The following is a 17746-nucleotide window of genomic DNA, read 5'->3' as shown; positions in this document are numbered from 1 at the left end:
TTGTAGGTAAATATTATGAGTAATAATGATTTCTTAGTATTAAAAAATATCACCAAAGCATTTGGTAAAGCCGTCGTCATTGATAATTTAGATTTAACGATCAAGCGTGGCACGATGGTGACATTGTTAGGGCCGTCAGGTTGTGGCAAAACTACCGTATTGCGTTTGGTTGCGGGGTTAGAAAATCCAACATCAGGTCAAATATTTATTGATGGAGAAGATGTAACAAAATCCTCTATTCAAAATCGAGATATTTGTATCGTTTTCCAATCTTATGCGCTCTTTCCGCATATGAGCATTGGTGATAACGTGGGCTACGGCTTAAAAATGCAGGGCGTTGGCAAAGAAGAGCGTGCTCAACGTGTAAAAGAGGCTTTAGAGTTGGTGGATTTAGCTGGGTTTGAAGACCGTTTCGTGGATCAAATTTCTGGCGGTCAACAACAACGTGTTGCATTGGCTCGTGCTTTGGTATTGAAACCAAAAATCCTATTGTTTGATGAACCATTAAGTAATTTGGATGCAAACTTACGTCGTTCAATGCGTGAAAAAATCCGTGAATTGCAACAACGTTTAGGCATTACCTCGCTTTATGTGACACATGACCAAACAGAGGCATTCGCTGTATCTGATGAAGTTATCGTTATGCATAAAGGTAAAATTATGCAAAAAGCGCCAGCGAAAGAGCTTTATCTCCGACCAAATTCTTTGTTCTTAGCAAACTTTATGGGTGAATCCAGTATTTTCGATGGAAAATTAGAAAATGGTATGGTGGATATTAATGGCTATCATGTATCTTTAAAAGATGCTGCACAGTTTAATTTACCCGATGGTGAATGTTTAGTAGGTATTCGCCCAGAAGCAATTTATCTTGCTGCAGAGGGCAGCGATGCTCAACGTTGTGAGATTAAAAGTGCGGTCTATATGGGCAACCATTGGGAAGTCGTCGCAAACTGGGCAGGAAAAGATTTATTGGTGAATTGTAAGCCAGAGGATTTTAATGCCGATTTAAAACAAGCTTATGTCAATTTATCTGATCACGGTATTTTCTTATTGAAAAAAGAGTAGTGCGGAACATAAAGTGCGGTGAAATTTCACCGCACTTTTATTGTTTCTGTTATCGAATGCTTTGGTCAAAATAGTTAAATTAAATTTCCTACAAATTAAATTATAAAGTCATCATTAATATTTTTATGGAAAAGTGCGGTGAGATTTTACTGTGTTTTTTAGTTTGCTTTTACTCACTTATAAGAGTAGGCTAATGCTCATTTATTCCCCATTAAACATCAACAAACATAATAAGGAGTCTATATGAATACCGATTGGCGGAAAAATAAACGAATAAGCAAAAATATTTTTACATTATTCAAATCTAAATCAAAACATTGCAATCAAGAAATTTCTTATACATCATCTGCCTGCCTGCCTGCCTGCCTGCCTGCCTGCCTGCCTGCCTGCCTGCCTGCCTGCCTTAGCAGTATCTTCCGTTCTCTTATTTTCAACAAATAGTTTTGCGGCAGATTCTGATCCTGTTACAAAAGCTGAATTGTCTAGTGCTAAAAAAGATTTAGAGCGGAACATTGATTCTGCTAGGATTAGTTTTGTTAGTATTAATCATACTCATGCCGATCTAGGCAATGGTAATAACTCTTATAACGATAGTGCAAAAGGAACAGATTCAATTGCAGTAGGAAAGCTAGCATCTACCAAAGAGGGGGCTGATGCAAGTGTAGCTATTGGTGTTGCAGCAACCACAGAAAAACCACTCGGTATTGCAATAGGTGTTGCATCAGAGAGTAAAAGTGAACAAGGAATAGCTTTAGGTGGGTGGGCAAAAGCAAGTGGAAAATTAAATGCTATTGCAATAGGTACACAAGCAAAGGCGATGAATTCAGGAAGCCAAGCGATAGGTCAATTATCTAAAGCTGAAGGGGAATATTCTCAAGCTTATGGAGATCGAGCTGAAGCTTATGATGTGAATGGAGTCGCTATAGGTAGTTCATCTCGTGTTTCAGGTGATAACTCTGTTGCTTTGGGAGCATTTTCTTACGTAGGTGAGAAAAATACTGTTCCCCCAGCAGATAGTGCAACCCCACGTTTTCATACACACCAAGATAAAGAATATTCAATCATTCATCCAACCAATAAGAAAAAATATAACTATGGAATCGCTCTTGGTGCTCTTTCAAAAGTATTTGGTAGTCAAGGCATTGCTGTTGGAGGGGAAGCGCATGATCATGTTTCCCTTGCAGTAGGTTCTTCAGCTGTTGCACAAGGACATTTTTCAACTTCAATTGGTGCATTTGCTATAACGAAAGAGCGTGATGCCATTTCATTAGGACATGTTGCTCAGGCTAATAAACTAGGTTCAGTTTCATTGGGGCATGACGCAATATCAAATGTTGAAAGTGCGGTAGCTTTGGGAGAAAACTCTTTGGCAGATCGAAGCCTTGATGATCTTAAAAGTATTGGTTATGACCCTTTGAATAAAAGGGTAAAGATGGATTCAGATGGTTCAAATAAGGAATTTGTTTTTGATACCGATGCTGACAAAACTAGATATACTCAGCTTTCACAAGAGCTCATTGAATTAAAAAAGGAAGCTAATAATCTTGAAACTGAGTTTGCAAGTATTGTGAATGAAAAAAATAAAGCTAATCTTTCTAGTGAGGAAGAGAGGGATATTGAGCAGCGTTTAAACCAAAAATCAGATGAACTGGATAAAAAGTTATCTGCAATAAAATCAAAAGAGCATGAAAAAAATAAATTAGTTTCAGTATGGCGTGCTACAGCAGGAGCTGTATCAGTAGGAGATCATGATATAGGCATAACTCGCCAAATCACTAATCTGGCTGCAGGTAGTGAAGATACTGACGCGGTAAATGTGGCACAGTTGAAAGCTTTGGAAAAAGCCCAAAAAGAAATTTCTGGGAAGATAAATCAAAATGATCAAACTATGCAACAACTTGATCGCAATGTCTAAACAAATACCCAAAGCATTCAATCGCTTGATCGTAATGTTCAAACAAATACCCAAAGCATTCAATCGCTTAATCGTAATGTTCAGAAAATAGATAAAGATTTACGTGCGGGTATTGCTGGAGCAATGGCTATTGGTGGGTTATATCAGGCATCTGTTGCGGGAACAAAGACGATCTCGGCGAGCGTAGGGAGCTTTAAAGGTCAAAATGCTGTGGCGGTAGGCTATTCACGTTTATCTGATAAAGGAGCAATAGGCGTAAAATTTAATGCTTCATTAACATCCACTGGCGATGCTGGCGTTAGTGCAGGTATTGGATATACTTGGTAGTACACACTAAAAAGTGCGGCGGAATTTCACCGCACTTTTGTAATTAAAATTAAGGGGAATGCTTTTCCCCTTTCTTATTTCTGTTACTAAATCGCCCAACCGCCTGCATAGAATGCAACGAGTACGATAGCAATAATCACGGTTCCTGCATTTAAGCGTTTAATATCGCCACTCACGATTCTTCCAATCACTAATACCGCAAAACCTAACATAATGCCTGTTACGATGTTAGCAGTAAGTACGATAAATACTGCGCAGATTAATCCGCTCATCGCGCCAACGAAATCATCGAAATCTAATTTGCTTACATTGCTTAACATTAATAAACCAACATACATTAATGCTGGGGCAGTTGCGTAGCCTGGCACTAAGAAAGCTAATGGTTGGAAGAAAAGCATTAATAGGAATAACACCCCAACAACGATAGCAGTAATACCTGTTTTACCGCCTGCTGCTGTTCCTGCTGCTGACTCAATATAAACGGCAGCTGGTGCTGTACCGAATAAACCTGAGAATAAGCTACTGATTGAGTCTGAAGTTAAAGCTTTACCGCCATTGATAATTTGACCATCCTTATCAAGCAAGTCGGCTTGACCTGCAACTGCGCGAATAGTGCCTGTTGCATCAAATACGGCGGTCATCACTAAAGCAAATACGACAGGCAAAATTGCCGGTTGTAGTGCGCCCATAAAGTCTAATTGTAAGAAAAGAGAATTTTCACCAAAGGTTGGCATTTTGAAAATCTCTCCGCCAAATTTTACATTTGGATCAAAAATTAAACCTACGATAGTAATAGCGATAATTACCCATAAAATACCGCCTTTAATTTTCATTTTTTCAAAGCCGATAATGAGTGCTAAACCAATTAAGGACATCATGACTGGGAATGAGGTGAAATTGCCTAATTTTACTGGTAAGCCAGCTTGGTTGCTGACGACTAAACCAACGCCGTTTGCCGCAATTAAAAGTAAAAAGAGTCCGATACCAATGCCTGCTCCGTGAGCGATACTAGATGGTAAATTACGTAAGATCCATGCACGGATACCTGTGGCAGAAATTAAGGTAAACACAACCCCCATTAAGAATACTGCACCTAGCGCAACAGGAATGGCGACCTTTTGACCGATTACTAAGCTAAATGCTGTAAAAGCAGTAAGAGAAATTGCACAACCAATTGCCATTGGTGCATTTGCCCATAAGCCGATTAAGATAGAGCCTAACCCTGCAACTAAACAGGTGGCAATAAAGACAGATTCCGCAGGAAAACCTGCAGCACCTAGCATATTGGGTACCACGATGACAGAATAAACCATTGCTAAGAACGTGGTTAAACCCGCGATAATTTCTTGACGAACAGTTGAACCACGTTGCTTGAGCTCAAATGTTTTTTCTAAAGTTGGCATAGTGTTCCTTAAAGTTGAGTAAAAATTTGAAGTGAATAAGGTGCGCTATTTTACATCATAAAAATGAGAAGTAAACGTTTGCGTGAGTTTTGTTTAGGATAAAGTGCGGTCAAAATTATGAATAGTTATGAAATAATCTATTTGCTGATTTTCTCTACAAATGAGACTGCGAGTCAGCAGAAAAACTGCTATACTTGTCGCGTTTTTTAACTTGATGAAATGAAGGAAACAAAATGGCTGATTTTAATCAAATTTTAACGCCAGGCGATGTAGATGCTGGCATTATCAATGTAGTAAACGAAATTCCAGAAGGTAGTTGCCATAAAATCGAATGGAACCGTAAAGTTGCGGCATTCCAATTAGATCGTGTTGAGCCAGCAATTTTTGCAAAACCAACTAACTATGGCTTCATTCCACAAACTTTAGATGAAGATGGCGATGAGTTAGATGTGTTATTAATCACTCGTCAACCATTAGCAACAGGCGTATTCCTTGAAGCTAAAGTAATTGGTGTCATGAAATTTGTTGATGATGGCGAAGTGGATGACAAAATCGTTTGTGTTCCTGCAGATGATCGTGATACAGGAAATGCGTACAATTCATTAGCAGATTTACCGGCAAACTTAATTAAACAAATTGAGTTCCATTTCAATAACTATAAAGCGCTTAAGAAACCTGGCTCAACGAAAGTAACGCATTGGGGCGATGTAGAAGAAGCGAAAGAAGTGATTCGTGAGTCTATTAAACGTTGGAATGAGCGTTAATTAATAAACACATTTGATTGTAAGAGTCCCTGATTCTTTGAGTCGGGGATTTTTTTATAGTAAATTTCAGGAATTGAGATAATAAAAAACACCTCTCGGTGCTTACTTTATTTTTAAGTGGTGGGTCGTGAAGGATTCGAACCTTCGACCAACGGATTAAAAGTCCGCTGCTCTACCGACTGAGCTAACGACCCAATTAGATGATTTTAAAGTAAATTTTAAAATCTTTTGATTGGTGTTTAAATGGTGCCCGAAGCCAGACTTGAACTGGCACGCCTCGAAAGGCGAGGGATTTTAAATCCCTTGTGTCTACCGATTCCACCACTCGGGCAAATTGGAGCGGGAAACGAGGCTCGAACTCGCGACCCCGACCTTGGCAAGGTCGTGCTCTACCAACTGAGCTATTCCCGCATTTGTCACTAATCAGCATTGCTGCGTGACAACGGGGCGTATTTTACGGTTTTATAGTCTTGTGTCAAATGAAAAAATAAAAAAAAACTTTGTTTGATTAAAAATAAGACAAAATAATAAAAGTACGGTAGAAAATACCGCACTTTATCCAGAATTAGAGTTTGAGGTCATCTAGTAGGCTACCTTTTGCTGCCTGTAAATATTGGATCATTGACCATACAGTTAAAATGGCTGCGATGTAAAGCAAGATTATAGCGGCAATTTCCATATAGTTATTGTAACGCCATAATAATCCGCCTAGGGCTAACATTTGGGCTGTTGTTTTCCATTTTCCCCACCAAGAGACAGCGACTTTACTACGCTCTCCGAGTTCTGCCATCCATTCACGTAATGCAGAAATTATAATTTCGCGAGAAATCATAATAATGGCAGGAATCGTAATCCAAAGAGAGTGTTGGTATTCAACGATGAGAACCAAGGCTGTGACAACCATTACTTTATCCGCAACAGGATCTAAAAAGGCGCCAAATCTTGTAGTTTGCTTCCATTTACGAGCCAAATAACCATCAAGCCAATCAGTAACACCTGCAATAAAGAATATGAATGTAGTAATAAAAGGGGAGGATTCGATAGGTAAATAAAATGCAATCACGAAAAACGGAATCAGGATTACGCGAAACATCGTTAGGAAAATAGGAATATTAAATTTCATAGAAATGAACCGCTCTTGGTGTTAGAGATACGCCTATTCTAAAGTATCTAAGACTATAAAAAAAGCCACATTATGTGGCTTTCTTGTAAATAATTACGGATTAAAGTTTATCAGCGTTTTGTTTTAAGTATTTTGCAACGCCTTCAGGGTTATCTTTCATCCCTTCTTTACCTTTTTCCCATTGAGCAGGGCAAACTTCACCGTGATCTTCATGGAATTGTAATGCATCAACCATACGTAACATTTCATCGATATTACGACCTAATGGAAGATCGTTTACTACTTGGTGACGAACGACGCCATTTTTGTCGATTAAGAATGAAGCGCGTAATGCAACGCCTGCTTCAGGATGTTCAATACCGTATGCTTGAGCGATTTCGTGTTTTACGTCTGCCGCTAATGCATATTTAACTTGGCCGATACCACCATTTTCAGTTGGGGTGTTACGCCATGCATTGTGAGTAAATTGAGAGTCGATAGAAACACCAACTACTTCTACGCCACGTTTTTTGAATTCTTCATAACGGTGGTCAAATGCGATTAACTCAGAAGGGCAAACAAAGGTAAAGTCTAATGGGTAGAAAAAGATTACTGCAGCTTTTCCAGCAATGTGTTTTTTAAAGTTGAAGTTATCAACGATTTCGCCATTGCCTAATACAGCAGATGAAGTAAAATCTGGTGCTTGACGGGTTACTAATACCATAGTCATAATTCCTATATAAAGTTAAGTTGAAGTTTTGCCACACAAAATAGCGACGCGATTCTATTTGAAACGCCGACATTTTTATACTCGATTTTATCTATTAAAGCAATTAATCTTATCTAAAATAAGGTGGAAATATGCAACAACACAATCTATCAACAACATTTGTCCATGCAGGGCGTAAAAAACGTTTTTCACAAGGATCTGTAAACCCCGTTTTACAGCGAGCTTCTTCATTAGTATTTGACAGTATTGAAGATAAAAAACACGCTACTCAACATAGAGCAAAAGGCGAATTATTTTATGGCAGAAGAGGGACGCTAACACATTTTGCTTTACAAGATTTAATGTGTGAAATGGAGGGAGGCGCAGGCTGTTATCTTTATCCTTGTGGTGCAGCAGCAGTAACTAATTCGATTCTTTCTTTTGTAAAAACTGGCGACCATGTGTTAATGAGTGGTGCAGCTTACGAGCCAACCCAAGATTTCTGTAATATTGTGCTGAAAAAAATGCAGATCGATACAACTTATTACGATCCTCTTATTGGTGCAGATATTGCAACGCTTATTCAACCGAATACGAAAGTACTTTTCTTAGAAGCACCGAGTTCTATTACAATGGAAATTCCCGATATTCCGACTATTGTGAAGGTTGCAAGAAAGATGAACCCTAATATTGTGATTATGATTGATAATACTTGGTCGGCAGGTGTTCTATTTAAAGCGTTAGAGCATGATGTTGATATTTCTATTCAAGCGGGTACGAAATATTTAGTGGGGCATTCAGATATTATGATTGGTACTGCCGTTGCGAATGCGCGAACTTGGGATCAGCTTAGAGAACATTCCTATTTAATGGGGCAAATGGTGGATGCAGATTCTGCTTATACGACCGCTCGTGGTATTCGTACATTGGGTGTACGATTAAAACAACATCAGGAAAGCAGTATTAAAGTAGCAAAATGGTTGAGTGAGCAACCAGAGGTAAAAACTGTGTACCATCCAGCCTTACCAAGTTGCCCTGGTCATGAATTCTTTTTACGGGACTTTAGTGGTAGCAGCGGTTTATTTTCTTTTGAATTAACTAAGCGATTGACATCAGAACAAGTCTCAAATTTCATGGATCATTTTCAACTGTTCACTATGGCTTATTCATGGGGAGGATTTGAGTCTCTAATTCTTTGTAATCAACCAGAAGAAATTGCACATATTCGTCCAAATATTAAACGTAACCTTACAGGTTCGTTAATTCGTGTGCATATTGGCTTTGAAGATGTAGATGAATTGATTGCAGATTTAAAAGCTGGATTTGAGCGAATTGCCTAAAAGTGCGGATAAAAAAATGCCTGTTTTACACAGGCATTTTTTATAGGATTATTTTTGCTCTGACACTAGGCCAACTTTCGAACCGTCAGAAAAATGTACTGAAGTCCCGATAATATCTACTTGGATATTTTTTCCTTGCTGTAAGTGTGGACGAATTTGCGAAAGCACGGCTTCTTCAGTTGTTGATAATGTTACTGTTTCGCTAGCTTTTGGTGCAATTGTTTTTCCAAATTGTAATGCTGGAAGATTTGCTACATAGAATGGTTGATTATTTTCTTTGTAAATAGTGAGCCATTGTGCTTCTGAAATTGCTTTATCGCTTAAATTTATAATTTCATAAGTAATAGAAAAGGATTTTAAATCATCAGTAACAGAAACATTAGTAACTTTTATGTTTGCAACTTTTTGAAATTCTGCATTAGCTTGAGCAACTAATTCATCTATTTTTATTTGAGCCTGTTGTTCTGATTGGGTTGTTGCTGATTGTGTTGTTTCTGTTGCGGGTTGAGCTTTTTCTACTGCTGGTTGAGTTGTTTTTACTGCAGTTTTTTCAGCTTGTTTTGGCTCTTTATCGTTACAAGCGGTTAAGGCAATAGAGCTTGCGATGATAGTTGCGAAAAGAAAAGACTTATTAAATTTCATTGTTTATTCCTGTTGAAGTGGTTAAATAGTGGTTCAGTGGCGTTAATTATAGATCATATAGTTTGGTATGACTGTCTTTTCTTTTGAAAGTTCATAGAAGTTGTTTTATCATATTTTTCGTTTTCCTTAATCAACAGAGAAGCACAATGAAACATATTCATATCTTAGGTATTTGTGGCACATTTATGGGCGGCGTGGCGATGATTGCTAAACAAATGGGCTATCACGTGACGGGGTCTGATACTAATGTTTACCCTCCAATGAGCACTTTTTTAGAAGAGCAAGGCATCCAGATTATTCCAAATTATGATGTTGCACAATTACAACCTGCGCCTGACATGGTAATTATTGGTAATGCAATGAAACGTGGTAATCCTTGCGTAGAATATGTGTTGGAAAATAATTTGAAATACACATCTGGTCCTCAATGGTTGCATGATCATTTATTGAGAGATCGTTGGGTATTGGCGGTTTCTGGTACTCATGGAAAGACAACTACAACAGGCATGTTAACGTGGATCTTAGAACAAAATGGCTTAAAACCAGGATTTTTAATCGGCGGAATTGCCGGTAATTTTGGCATTTCAGCTCGTTTAGGAGATAGCCCTTATTTTGTTATTGAAGCCGATGAATATGATACAGCTTTCTTTGATAAACGTTCGAAATTTGTCCATTATAATCCTCGTACACTTATCGTAAATAACATTAGTTTTGACCATGCAGATATTTTTGATGATCTCAAAGCGATCCAACGCCAATTTCATCATATGATTCGAACTATTCCAGCCAGTGGCTTGGTATTAAGTTCTGCGAGTGAACAAAGTGCAAAAGAAACTTTGGCATTGGGATGTTGGTCGCAACAACAATTTTTAGGCAAAGATAATGAGTGGTTTGCTGAGCGTATTACAAATGATGCCTCACATTTTGCAGTTTTCCATCATGGAGAGAAAGTGGCAGAGGTAAAATGGAATGTAGTGGGACAACATAATATGCATAATGCTTTAATGGCGATCGCTGCTGCTCATCATGCAGGTGTGGCTATTGAAGATGCGTGTAAAGCATTGGGATCTTTTGTAAATGCTAAACGTCGTCTAGAAGTAAAAGGCGAAGTTAATGGCATTACAGTTTATGATGATTTTGCTCATCATCCAGAAGCTATTCTTGCTACGCTAACTGCTTTGCGAGATAAAGTGGGCGGTGGTGTGCGAATTCTTGCAGTGCTTGAACCTCGTTCTAACACAATGAAAATGGGTGTTCATAAAGATGAAATTGCGCCTGCACTTGGCCGAGCTGATGAAGTGTTTATGCTTCAACCAGAACAACTTCCTTGGGAAGTGGCAGATATTGCAAACCAATGTGTACAACCTGCCTATTGGCATGCAAATTTAGATCGATTAGTGGATATGATTGTCGCTGAGGCCCAACCTACAGATCACATTTTGGTGATGTCTAATGGCAGTTTTGGTGGCATTCATCAAAAAATTCTTGATAAGCTTAAACAGAAATAATCAAAGTGCGGTTAATTTAGAAAATGTTTTTAGGTTGACCGCACTTTTTATTGAGTTGACGTAACATCTATTTTTAATTTGTAATTTATAAAAGGAATCTTTGTAGAATGGCTGATCCACATATTAAATCCCCGATGGATTTTTTAGATAATCTGACTATCATTATTTATCGCACTGGCTTTGTGATAGCGGCGCTTGCTATTCTTGCCATGAGTTGGTATCCAGATTTATCACTCACCTTTATATTAATTGCGGCAACTTGCAGTGCCTCTTCATTACATATTTATCTGAAATCTTTCCGATTGCTTTTTCAATTTGCTACTTGGATAGGATTACTGTTTTATATTAATCATTATCCCGCTTTGGCCCTTGGCGGTGCGTTACTTACTTTAGGTGGTTTGTGTTTTAAAGAATATTTTTGTTTCCGCGTACCTTTGCTAAATTTGCAGCCGATATTTGTGGCTTGCTTGTGGTTTTCGTGGGTGTTAAATAATCTTATTGCGCTACGAATTTTTTCTATTATTTCTGGCGTATTACTTTTAGTTTTAGCGATACAAAAATGGCGAATGCCTTTGCATTTTGATATTGGAGATAAAACTAAATATCAAATTTAGAAAAGAAAATGACCGCACTTTTATGTGCGGTCATTTTTTTGAAAAGTTTATTTAGCTAAACATTCCATGTAACTATCTGCGGTAGATTGCAAGAATGTTGCATAAGAATTTTTGCCTAAATTGACTTTATCGCCAATTGGATCGAGTTGTCCTACATTGACTTTAGTATTTTGTGCTAAAGATTCAATCACTTTCGGTGTAAATTGTGGTTCTGCGAATAAGCAATTTACTTTATGTTCTGCGATTTCTTCTTTAATGTGAGCTAAAGTTTTTGCACCTGGCGCAACTAATGGATTGATGGTGAAGTAACCCGTTTGTTTTAAACCATAAGCATCGTTGAAATAACCGTAAGCATCGTGGAAAACGTAGAAACCTTTATCTTTAACGTTCGCCAGTTGTGCTGTGATTTTTTCAGCTTGTTCTGCCAAAGTGCGGTTAAAATCTGAAAGATTTTGAGCAATCAAATCTTTTTTATCTGGGAATTGTGCAGTTAATTTATCCGCTACTTTTTGTGCAACAATTTTGCTGATAGCTGGAGAATACCAAACATGCCAGTTTGTTGTTAAACCTTCGTCATGATCATGGTGATCGTGGTCATGGTCGTGATGTTCATGCTCGTGCTTATGATCATGGCCGTGTTCATGTTCATGTTCGTGTTTGTGCTCATGCTCATGTTTATGATCGTGATCGCCATCTTCATGGAAATGCTCGTGGTGAGCTTTACTTAATAAAGGTTCAACATCCGCAAGATCGGCAATGGTAATCACTTTTTTACGTTCAATTTGGCTAATTGGCTTGTCTAAAAATGAATCAACGTCTTCACCAATCCATACAACTAAATCTGCAGATTTTACTTTTTGAATATCAGATAATTTCAAATTGTAATCATGCGGAGAGGCTCCAGCAGGAACAAGGACTTGTGTACCCGTTACGCCATCTGCAATAGATGAAACAATAAAGCCTAAAGGTTTTACTGATGCCAATACATCAGCATTCGCCATCATTGGCGCACTTAAAAGTGCGGCAGAAATGGCGCTAATTTTTAAAAGTTTTTTCATATTTCTGTTTCCTTACTTGTTGGTAATAATTCTCAAAGGGAAAAAGAGTACGCCTTTTTATATAAATTGCAACGATTTTATAGAGCACGTGAGGGGAAAATTTTTCATTTTCAAAGTAAATAGGTTTCATTCGATAAAAAATGCACATTTGTGATCAATGTGCATTTTCAAGAGGTGATTAAGATTTTTTCTTTAGTAATTTATCTATTACACGAGACACCGCAAAAAAACCAAAGGTTGCCGTAATCATCGTGGCTGCACCAAATCCGTTTGCGCAATTCATTGTGGCAGAAATAGAACAGCCTTCAGTCATTTGTGGGAATATTAAAGGTTGTGTTGAAAATACCGCGTCGATACTAAATTTACGCTTTGGATTTTGGCTAAAATTGTAATCCTTGCGTAAAATTGACCGCACTTTGGCGAGGAGCGGATCCTGAATGGTTTTACTGAGATCGGCAATTTGAATTTGGGTTGGATCAGTTTGACCGCCAGCACCACCAATAGTAATCACGTTAATTTTGTTACGTTTACAATAAGCAATTAGCGACGCCTTAGTTTTCACATTGTCAATGGCATCGATGACATAATCATAGCCTCGATTGAGATAATCCGATTGATTCTCTGGCGAGATAAAATCATCAATAATATTGATGGTACATTCTGGGTTAATTAATTTTACTCGCTCTGACATGACTTCAGTTTTTAATTTACCGATTGTGCCGCTCATTGCAGGAAGTTGGCGATTGATGTTCGTGACGCAAATATCATCCATATCAATTAATGTGAGTTCGCCAATGCCAGATCGTGCTAAGGCTTCAACAACCCAAGATCCGACACCGCCAATGCCAATCACGCAAATATGGGCTTGGCGTAAGCGCGCAAGTCCATCAGGTGTATAAAGTCGACCGATACCGCCAAATCGCTGTTCATAATTGTCCACTGGTGCCATTATTGTAACACCCATACTCGGCCATAGTGTTTTGATAATCCTGCAATATGACCTGCTTGATCACCAATGCCACGATATAAGTCAAAGTGGTGGCCTTTCACCGCACCGCCCATATCAAGTGCAACCATTAAATGCAATTTGTGTGTACCAAGCCAGTTTCCGTTATTATCAATGTCAGGCACTTCGACTAAAAGAACAGTACCAGATGGTACAACGCTACGATCTGATGCTACTGATGCCATTGGTACAAGTGGTACGCCTGCAGAACCTTTTACTTTGCCACTTGGATCATTTTTGAAGAATACATAAGAAGAATTACGTTCTAACAAACTTTGTACGCGAGAGGGATGGCGATTGCCCCATTCACGAATTGCTTGAATAGACATTTTCTCTTTTGGTACTTCACCATCTTCTACTAATAAACGCCCAACGGCGGTGTAGGGAAAGCCATTTTGTCCTGCATAAGCGAAGTAATTAAGGTTGCCATCACCAAAATCTACATAACCGCTGCCTTGCACCCCAAGTAAAAAGTTCTCTAACATGGAATCACTATATGCTAATTCTAATCCTTGACCCGCTAATGCACCGGCATAGATTTGCGCTCGGCTAAAACGTTTATTTGCTGGCATACGATAAATTGGATTTTGGAATTGATCTTGTGGTGAACGGCGTGCATGAAGGACAGGAGAGTAGTAGCCTGTCATCAAAACATTTTGATATCCATCGAACCCACGCATAATTTGCGGGTTAATACCAAATTTAGAAAGCTCACTTACATTGGCACCAGAAAGTACCCAATTCGTAATTTTTTCATAGTTGCCATAGAAACGATCAGATAGTTTGCTTGAATAACTTTGTACATTCGAAAGTTGCGTTAAAAAATCACCCTGATTAATGACCGCACTTTGGTTTTCAACTTGAGAAACTGGCATAAACACAGCTTGTTGATAATTACGACCCGAATATTTCGCACCAAATTGTTGAGGATCGCTGCCATTTGAGGTGGTGGGAATTTGAGTTTTTGTTGTATTAGAAGAACCACAGGCAACTAAAAGTGCGGTTGTCACTGCAATAGAAAATGTTTTTAATGAGAAAAATTTTCGAACTGACATTTTTAATCCCAAAGTAAGCTTAAATAAGGCTGCATACGCTATCAAAAATCCTTCAAAACGACCAGTGTTATTTAGTCAAGCTGATTAATAAAAACGCACATTGAACATTTTATTAACAAATGAAACATAAACTTTTGTTTAATTCTTGCAAAAAAATATTAATAGCGTATAGTGCACCACATCAGACGCGGGGTGGAGCAGCTTGGTAGCTCGTCGGGCTCATAACCCGAAGGCCGTCGGTTCAAATCCGGCCCCCGCAACCAACAAATTCTAAAGCCCTGATTTAATAAAATCAGGGCCTTTCTTTTTACGGTTTAACTCGCTATGATGATCTCAATTAGATCATCTTTTTCTATGCTATAATCCCTCAAAATTTTCAAAACCGGTACCTAAATGAAACAATTATTTGCAACGACTTCTCGTGGCTTTGAAGAATTATTAAAAGTTGAACTCACTGAACTTGGCGCACAAGAGGCAAAAGTGGTTCAAGGTGGCGTTCATTATCAAGCTGATGACGAAACTTTATACCGCACTTTGCTTTGGTCACGCCTTGCTTCACGCATTTTATTTCCTTTGATTGAAACCAAAATTTACAGTGATTTGGATCTTTATGTGGCTGTTTCAGGCTTTAATTGGTTAGCGCAATTTGATGAACGAGTTACCTTCTTTGTTGATTTTAATGGAACCAACCAGGAAATTCGTCATACTCAATTTGGTGCAATGCGCGTTAAAGATGGAATTGTCGATTACTTTGAACGTCAAGGTAAAACTCGCCCTGATGTAGATAAAATTCAGCCGGACGTACGTATTCATGCTTATTTGAATCGTGAAAATTTAGTGATTTCTTTAGATTTAAGTGGGGAAGCATTACATTTGCGAGGCTATCGTGAAGATGCAGGTCAAGCGCCTTTACGTGAAACTCTAGCTGCAGCGATTGTTATGCGTTCAGGTTGGCAAGCGGGTTCTCCATTAGTAGATCCAATGTGTGGTTCAGGTACTCTTTTAATTGAAGCAGCACAAATGGAAGCCAAAATTGCACCGCAACTTTATCGTTTACATTGGGGATTTGATTTTTGGAAAGCGCATAATCAATCTGCTTGGGAAAAAGTAAAAAATGAAGCGATTGAATTAGTAGAAGAAAAACAAAGTGAAATTCAACCGCACTTTTATGGATTTGACCTCGATCACCGCGTATTAAAAAAGGCGCAGAAAAATGCACAAAATGCAGGCGTTTCACATTTAATTAAATGGCAACAAGGTGATGTTGCAGCGTTAAAAAATCCTCGTTTAAATGAAGTCGGTACGGTTATCTGTAATCCACCTTATGGTGAACGTTTAGGAACAACACCAGCTTTAATCGCGCTCTATTCTGTATTTGGGCAAAGACTTAAAAAAGAATTTTGCGGTTGGAATGTTTCTGTTTTTAGTAGCGAATCCACATTGCTTGATTGTTTGAGAATGCGTGCCAGCCGACAGTTTAAAGCAAAAAATGGCCCACTAGATTGTGTGCAGAAGAATTATCAAGTTTCAGAACGAAAATCTGACGAGATTACAGCTGAAAATGAACTGGAATTTAACCGCACTTCGGAGGTGGCAACCGATTTTGCTAATCGATTACAAAAAAATATTAAGAAAATTAGTAAATGGGCAAAGCAACAAGGATTAGACGCTTATCGTTTATATGATGCCGATTTGCCTGAATATAATTTAGCCGTCGATCGTTATACTGATTACATTGTTGTGCAAGAATATGCAGCGCCGAAAAATATTGATGAAAATAAAGCGCGTCAACGTTTATTAGATGCGGTTACTGCAACTTTGCACGTTACAGGTGTCGAAACAAATAAGTTGATCCTTAAAGTTCGTCAGAAACAAAAAGGTACCAACCAATATGAGAAATTAGCCAATAAAGGTGAATACTTTTATGTAAATGAATATGGCGCGCAACTTTGGGTAAATTTGACAGATTATTTAGACACTGGCTTATTCTTAGATCACCGTTTAACAAGAAAAATGATTGGAGAGTTGGCAAAGGGTAAAGATTTCTTGAACTTATTTGCTTATACTGGCTCAGCAACTATTCATGCAGCACTTGGTGGTGCTAAATCGACAACTACCGTTGATATGTCCAATACTTATCTTAATTGGGCGGAGCAAAATCTTATTTTGAATGATATTGAAGGTAAACAACATAAATTGATTCAAGCAGATTGCCTTCAATGGTTAGAAAAATGTGATCGTCAATTCGATTTGATATTTGTGGATCCACCGACGTTTTCAAATTCTAAACGTATGGAAGAGAGTTGGGATGTTCAACGAGATCATGTGAAATTGATGAGCAATCTAAAACGAGTTTTGTCGAATAATGGCACAATTGTTTTTTCGAATAATAAACGTGGATTCAAAATGAATTTAGTTGCGTTGGAAGAATTAGGTTTAAGTGCGGTAGAAATTTCGCATAAAACGTTACCTCTAGATTTTGAACGTAATAAACAAATTCATAATTGTTGGATGATTCAACATATATAATGATTTCCCAAGTTGTAAAAATAGTCGAAAAAATAGTGAATTTTAAACAAACTGAATAAAAAACTATCGCTCAAACATTTTTTTTCAAAAAGTGCTAGACAAGGTTTTGTTAAATCATTAATATACGCCTCCGCAACGACGCAATAACGCGTTCGTAGCTCAGTTGGATAGAGCGTTGGCCTCCGGAGCCAAAGGTCGCAAGTTCGAATCTTGTCGAGCGCGCCAGGTCAGTGCAACAACAACTTTTAATGGTGGCTATAGCTCAGTTGGTAGAGCCCTGGATTGTGATTCCAGTTGTCGTGGGTTCGAATCCCATTAGCCACCCCATCTTATCTTTATAAGATCTGACGGCGAGTAGCGCAGCTTGGTAGCGCAACTGGTTTGGGACCAGTGGGTCGTAGGTTCAAATCCTATCTCGCCGACCACTTTATTTTGCTCTTTAACAATCTATCAGACAATCTGTGTGGGCACTTGTTGATTGACTTGTTTTAAAATATTTTTAATTTTGAAGTCTTAATAGGTGCTTAACTGAAAATTCATAATTACTTTTTTAAGTAGTGTCTTATTTATAGCTAAGCAGTATATTGAGCGATTGAACTTGAATTGAAGAGTTTGATCATGGCTCAGATTGAACGCTGGCGGCAGGCTTAACACATGCAAGTCGAACGGTAGCAGGAGAAAGCTTGCTTTCTTGCTGACGAGTGGCGGA

The 17746-nt window shown here is 38.3% G+C and carries 16 protein-coding genes, 7 tRNA genes and 1 rRNA gene; 14 read left to right on the top strand and 10 right to left on the bottom strand.

Features of this window, described 5'->3' with window-relative positions:
- Window positions 1-15: 15 nt before the first annotated feature.
- The 4 genes from fbpC (at window position 16) to DV415_RS07245 (ending at window position 3307) form a co-directional block, all read left to right on the top strand.
- Window positions 16-1065: a ferric ABC transporter ATP-binding protein gene (gene fbpC, locus DV415_RS07255; protein WP_118794469.1), complete on the top strand. Its 1050-nt coding sequence runs from the start codon at window positions 16-18 to the stop codon at window positions 1063-1065.
- 243 nt (window positions 1066-1308) lie between these two features.
- Window positions 1309-1506 (top strand): hypothetical protein, encoded by a 198-nt coding sequence (locus DV415_RS10135; protein WP_153063410.1) that lies wholly within the window; start codon window positions 1309-1311, stop codon window positions 1504-1506.
- A 37-nt stretch (window positions 1507-1543) separates the two neighbouring features.
- Complete coding sequence (locus tag DV415_RS07250) at window positions 1544-2980, top strand: hypothetical protein (protein ID WP_118794468.1); 1437 nt, start codon at window positions 1544-1546, stop codon at window positions 2978-2980.
- A 123-nt stretch (window positions 2981-3103) separates the two neighbouring features.
- Complete coding sequence (locus tag DV415_RS07245) at window positions 3104-3307, top strand: YadA-like family protein (protein WP_118790784.1); 204 nt, start codon at window positions 3104-3106, stop codon at window positions 3305-3307.
- A gap of 86 nt (window positions 3308-3393) precedes the next feature.
- On the opposite strand, the gene DV415_RS07240 is transcribed toward DV415_RS07245, so the two are convergent.
- Complete coding sequence (locus tag DV415_RS07240; RefSeq protein ID WP_118790783.1) at window positions 3394-4710, bottom strand: NCS2 family permease; 1317 nt, start codon at window positions 4708-4710, stop codon at window positions 3394-3396.
- Between the two features lie 233 nt (window positions 4711-4943).
- Between DV415_RS07240 and DV415_RS07235 the strand changes: the two genes are divergently transcribed.
- Window positions 4944-5474: an inorganic diphosphatase gene (locus DV415_RS07235; RefSeq protein WP_005630160.1), complete on the top strand. Its 531-nt coding sequence runs from the start codon at window positions 4944-4946 to the stop codon at window positions 5472-5474.
- 118 nt (window positions 5475-5592) lie between these two features.
- Here DV415_RS07235 and DV415_RS07230 read toward each other — a convergent pair.
- From DV415_RS07230 to DV415_RS07210, 5 genes are all read right to left on the bottom strand, one after another.
- Window positions 5593-5668, bottom strand: a tRNA-Lys gene (locus DV415_RS07230).
- Between the two features lie 50 nt (window positions 5669-5718).
- A tRNA-Leu gene (locus DV415_RS07225) sits at window positions 5719-5805 on the bottom strand.
- A 4-nt stretch (window positions 5806-5809) separates the two neighbouring features.
- Window positions 5810-5885: transfer RNA gene (locus DV415_RS07220), tRNA-Gly, on the bottom strand.
- A gap of 154 nt (window positions 5886-6039) precedes the next feature.
- A complete protein-coding gene (pgsA, locus tag DV415_RS07215) occupies window positions 6040-6597 on the bottom strand; it encodes a CDP-diacylglycerol--glycerol-3-phosphate 3-phosphatidyltransferase (protein WP_118790782.1) in 558 nt (185 codons plus the stop codon).
- A 100-nt stretch (window positions 6598-6697) separates the two neighbouring features.
- Window positions 6698-7300: a peroxiredoxin C gene (locus DV415_RS07210; RefSeq protein WP_005625599.1), complete on the bottom strand. Its 603-nt coding sequence runs from the start codon at window positions 7298-7300 to the stop codon at window positions 6698-6700.
- A 137-nt stretch (window positions 7301-7437) separates the two neighbouring features.
- Here DV415_RS07210 and metC point away from each other — a divergent pair, with 137 nt between their 5' ends.
- Window positions 7438-8625, top strand: coding sequence for a cystathionine beta-lyase (gene metC, locus DV415_RS07205; protein ID WP_118790781.1), 1188 nt, complete (start codon window positions 7438-7440; stop codon window positions 8623-8625).
- 48 nt (window positions 8626-8673) lie between these two features.
- Here metC and DV415_RS07200 read toward each other — a convergent pair whose 3' ends face one another.
- Window positions 8674-9267: a hypothetical protein gene (locus DV415_RS07200; RefSeq protein WP_118790780.1), complete on the bottom strand. Its 594-nt coding sequence runs from the start codon at window positions 9265-9267 to the stop codon at window positions 8674-8676.
- Between the two features lie 146 nt (window positions 9268-9413).
- Here DV415_RS07200 and mpl point away from each other — a divergent pair, with 146 nt between their 5' ends.
- On the top strand, window positions 9414-10775 hold the full coding sequence (gene mpl / locus DV415_RS07195) for a UDP-N-acetylmuramate:L-alanyl-gamma-D-glutamyl-meso-diaminopimelate ligase (RefSeq protein ID WP_118790779.1): 1362 nt from the start codon (window positions 9414-9416) through the stop codon (window positions 10773-10775).
- Between the two features lie 107 nt (window positions 10776-10882).
- Window positions 10883-11389 carry a DUF2301 domain-containing membrane protein gene (locus DV415_RS07190; protein WP_118790778.1) on the top strand — a complete coding sequence of 169 codons (507 nt, stop codon included), beginning with the start codon at window positions 10883-10885 and terminating at the stop codon, window positions 11387-11389.
- Window positions 11390-11436: 47 nt separating this feature from the next.
- Here the strand turns inward: DV415_RS07190 and znuA are convergent, their stop codons facing one another.
- The 3 genes from znuA to mltA all read right to left on the bottom strand — a co-directional run bounded on the left by znuA (window position 11437) and on the right by mltA (window position 14508).
- On the bottom strand, window positions 11437-12447 hold the full coding sequence (znuA, locus tag DV415_RS07185; protein WP_118790777.1) for a zinc ABC transporter substrate-binding protein ZnuA: 1011 nt from the start codon (window positions 12445-12447) through the stop codon (window positions 11437-11439).
- Window positions 12448-12625: 178 nt separating this feature from the next.
- Window positions 12626-13396 (bottom strand): tRNA cyclic N6-threonylcarbamoyladenosine(37) synthase TcdA, encoded by a 771-nt coding sequence (tcdA, locus tag DV415_RS07180; protein ID WP_192879106.1) that lies wholly within the window; start codon window positions 13394-13396, stop codon window positions 12626-12628.
- Window positions 13396-14508: a murein transglycosylase A gene (gene mltA / locus DV415_RS07175; RefSeq protein WP_118790775.1), complete on the bottom strand. Its 1113-nt coding sequence runs from the start codon at window positions 14506-14508 to the stop codon at window positions 13396-13398. The genes tcdA and mltA overlap by 1 nt, the downstream gene beginning before the upstream one ends.
- Before the next feature lie 186 nt (window positions 14509-14694).
- Between mltA and DV415_RS07170 the strand changes: the two genes are divergently transcribed.
- The 6 genes from DV415_RS07170 to DV415_RS07145 form a co-directional block, all read left to right on the top strand.
- Window positions 14695-14771, top strand: a tRNA-Met gene (locus DV415_RS07170).
- A gap of 130 nt (window positions 14772-14901) precedes the next feature.
- Complete coding sequence (gene rlmKL, locus DV415_RS07165; RefSeq protein ID WP_118790774.1) at window positions 14902-17037, top strand: bifunctional 23S rRNA (guanine(2069)-N(7))-methyltransferase RlmK/23S rRNA (guanine(2445)-N(2))-methyltransferase RlmL; 2136 nt, start codon at window positions 14902-14904, stop codon at window positions 17035-17037.
- Window positions 17038-17185: 148 nt separating this feature from the next.
- Window positions 17186-17262, top strand: a tRNA-Arg gene (locus DV415_RS07160).
- A 26-nt stretch (window positions 17263-17288) separates the two neighbouring features.
- Window positions 17289-17364, top strand: a tRNA-His gene (locus tag DV415_RS07155).
- A 21-nt stretch (window positions 17365-17385) separates the two neighbouring features.
- A tRNA-Pro gene (locus DV415_RS07150) sits at window positions 17386-17462 on the top strand.
- 175 nt (window positions 17463-17637) lie between these two features.
- A 16S ribosomal RNA gene (locus DV415_RS07145) occupies window positions 17638-17746 on the top strand; the annotation flags it as partial.

The organism is Haemophilus haemolyticus, assembly GCF_003490595.1.
Lineage (GTDB): Bacteria > Pseudomonadota > Gammaproteobacteria > Enterobacterales > Pasteurellaceae > Haemophilus > Haemophilus haemolyticus_L.
This window is presented reverse-complemented; position numbering and strand designations above follow the sequence as displayed.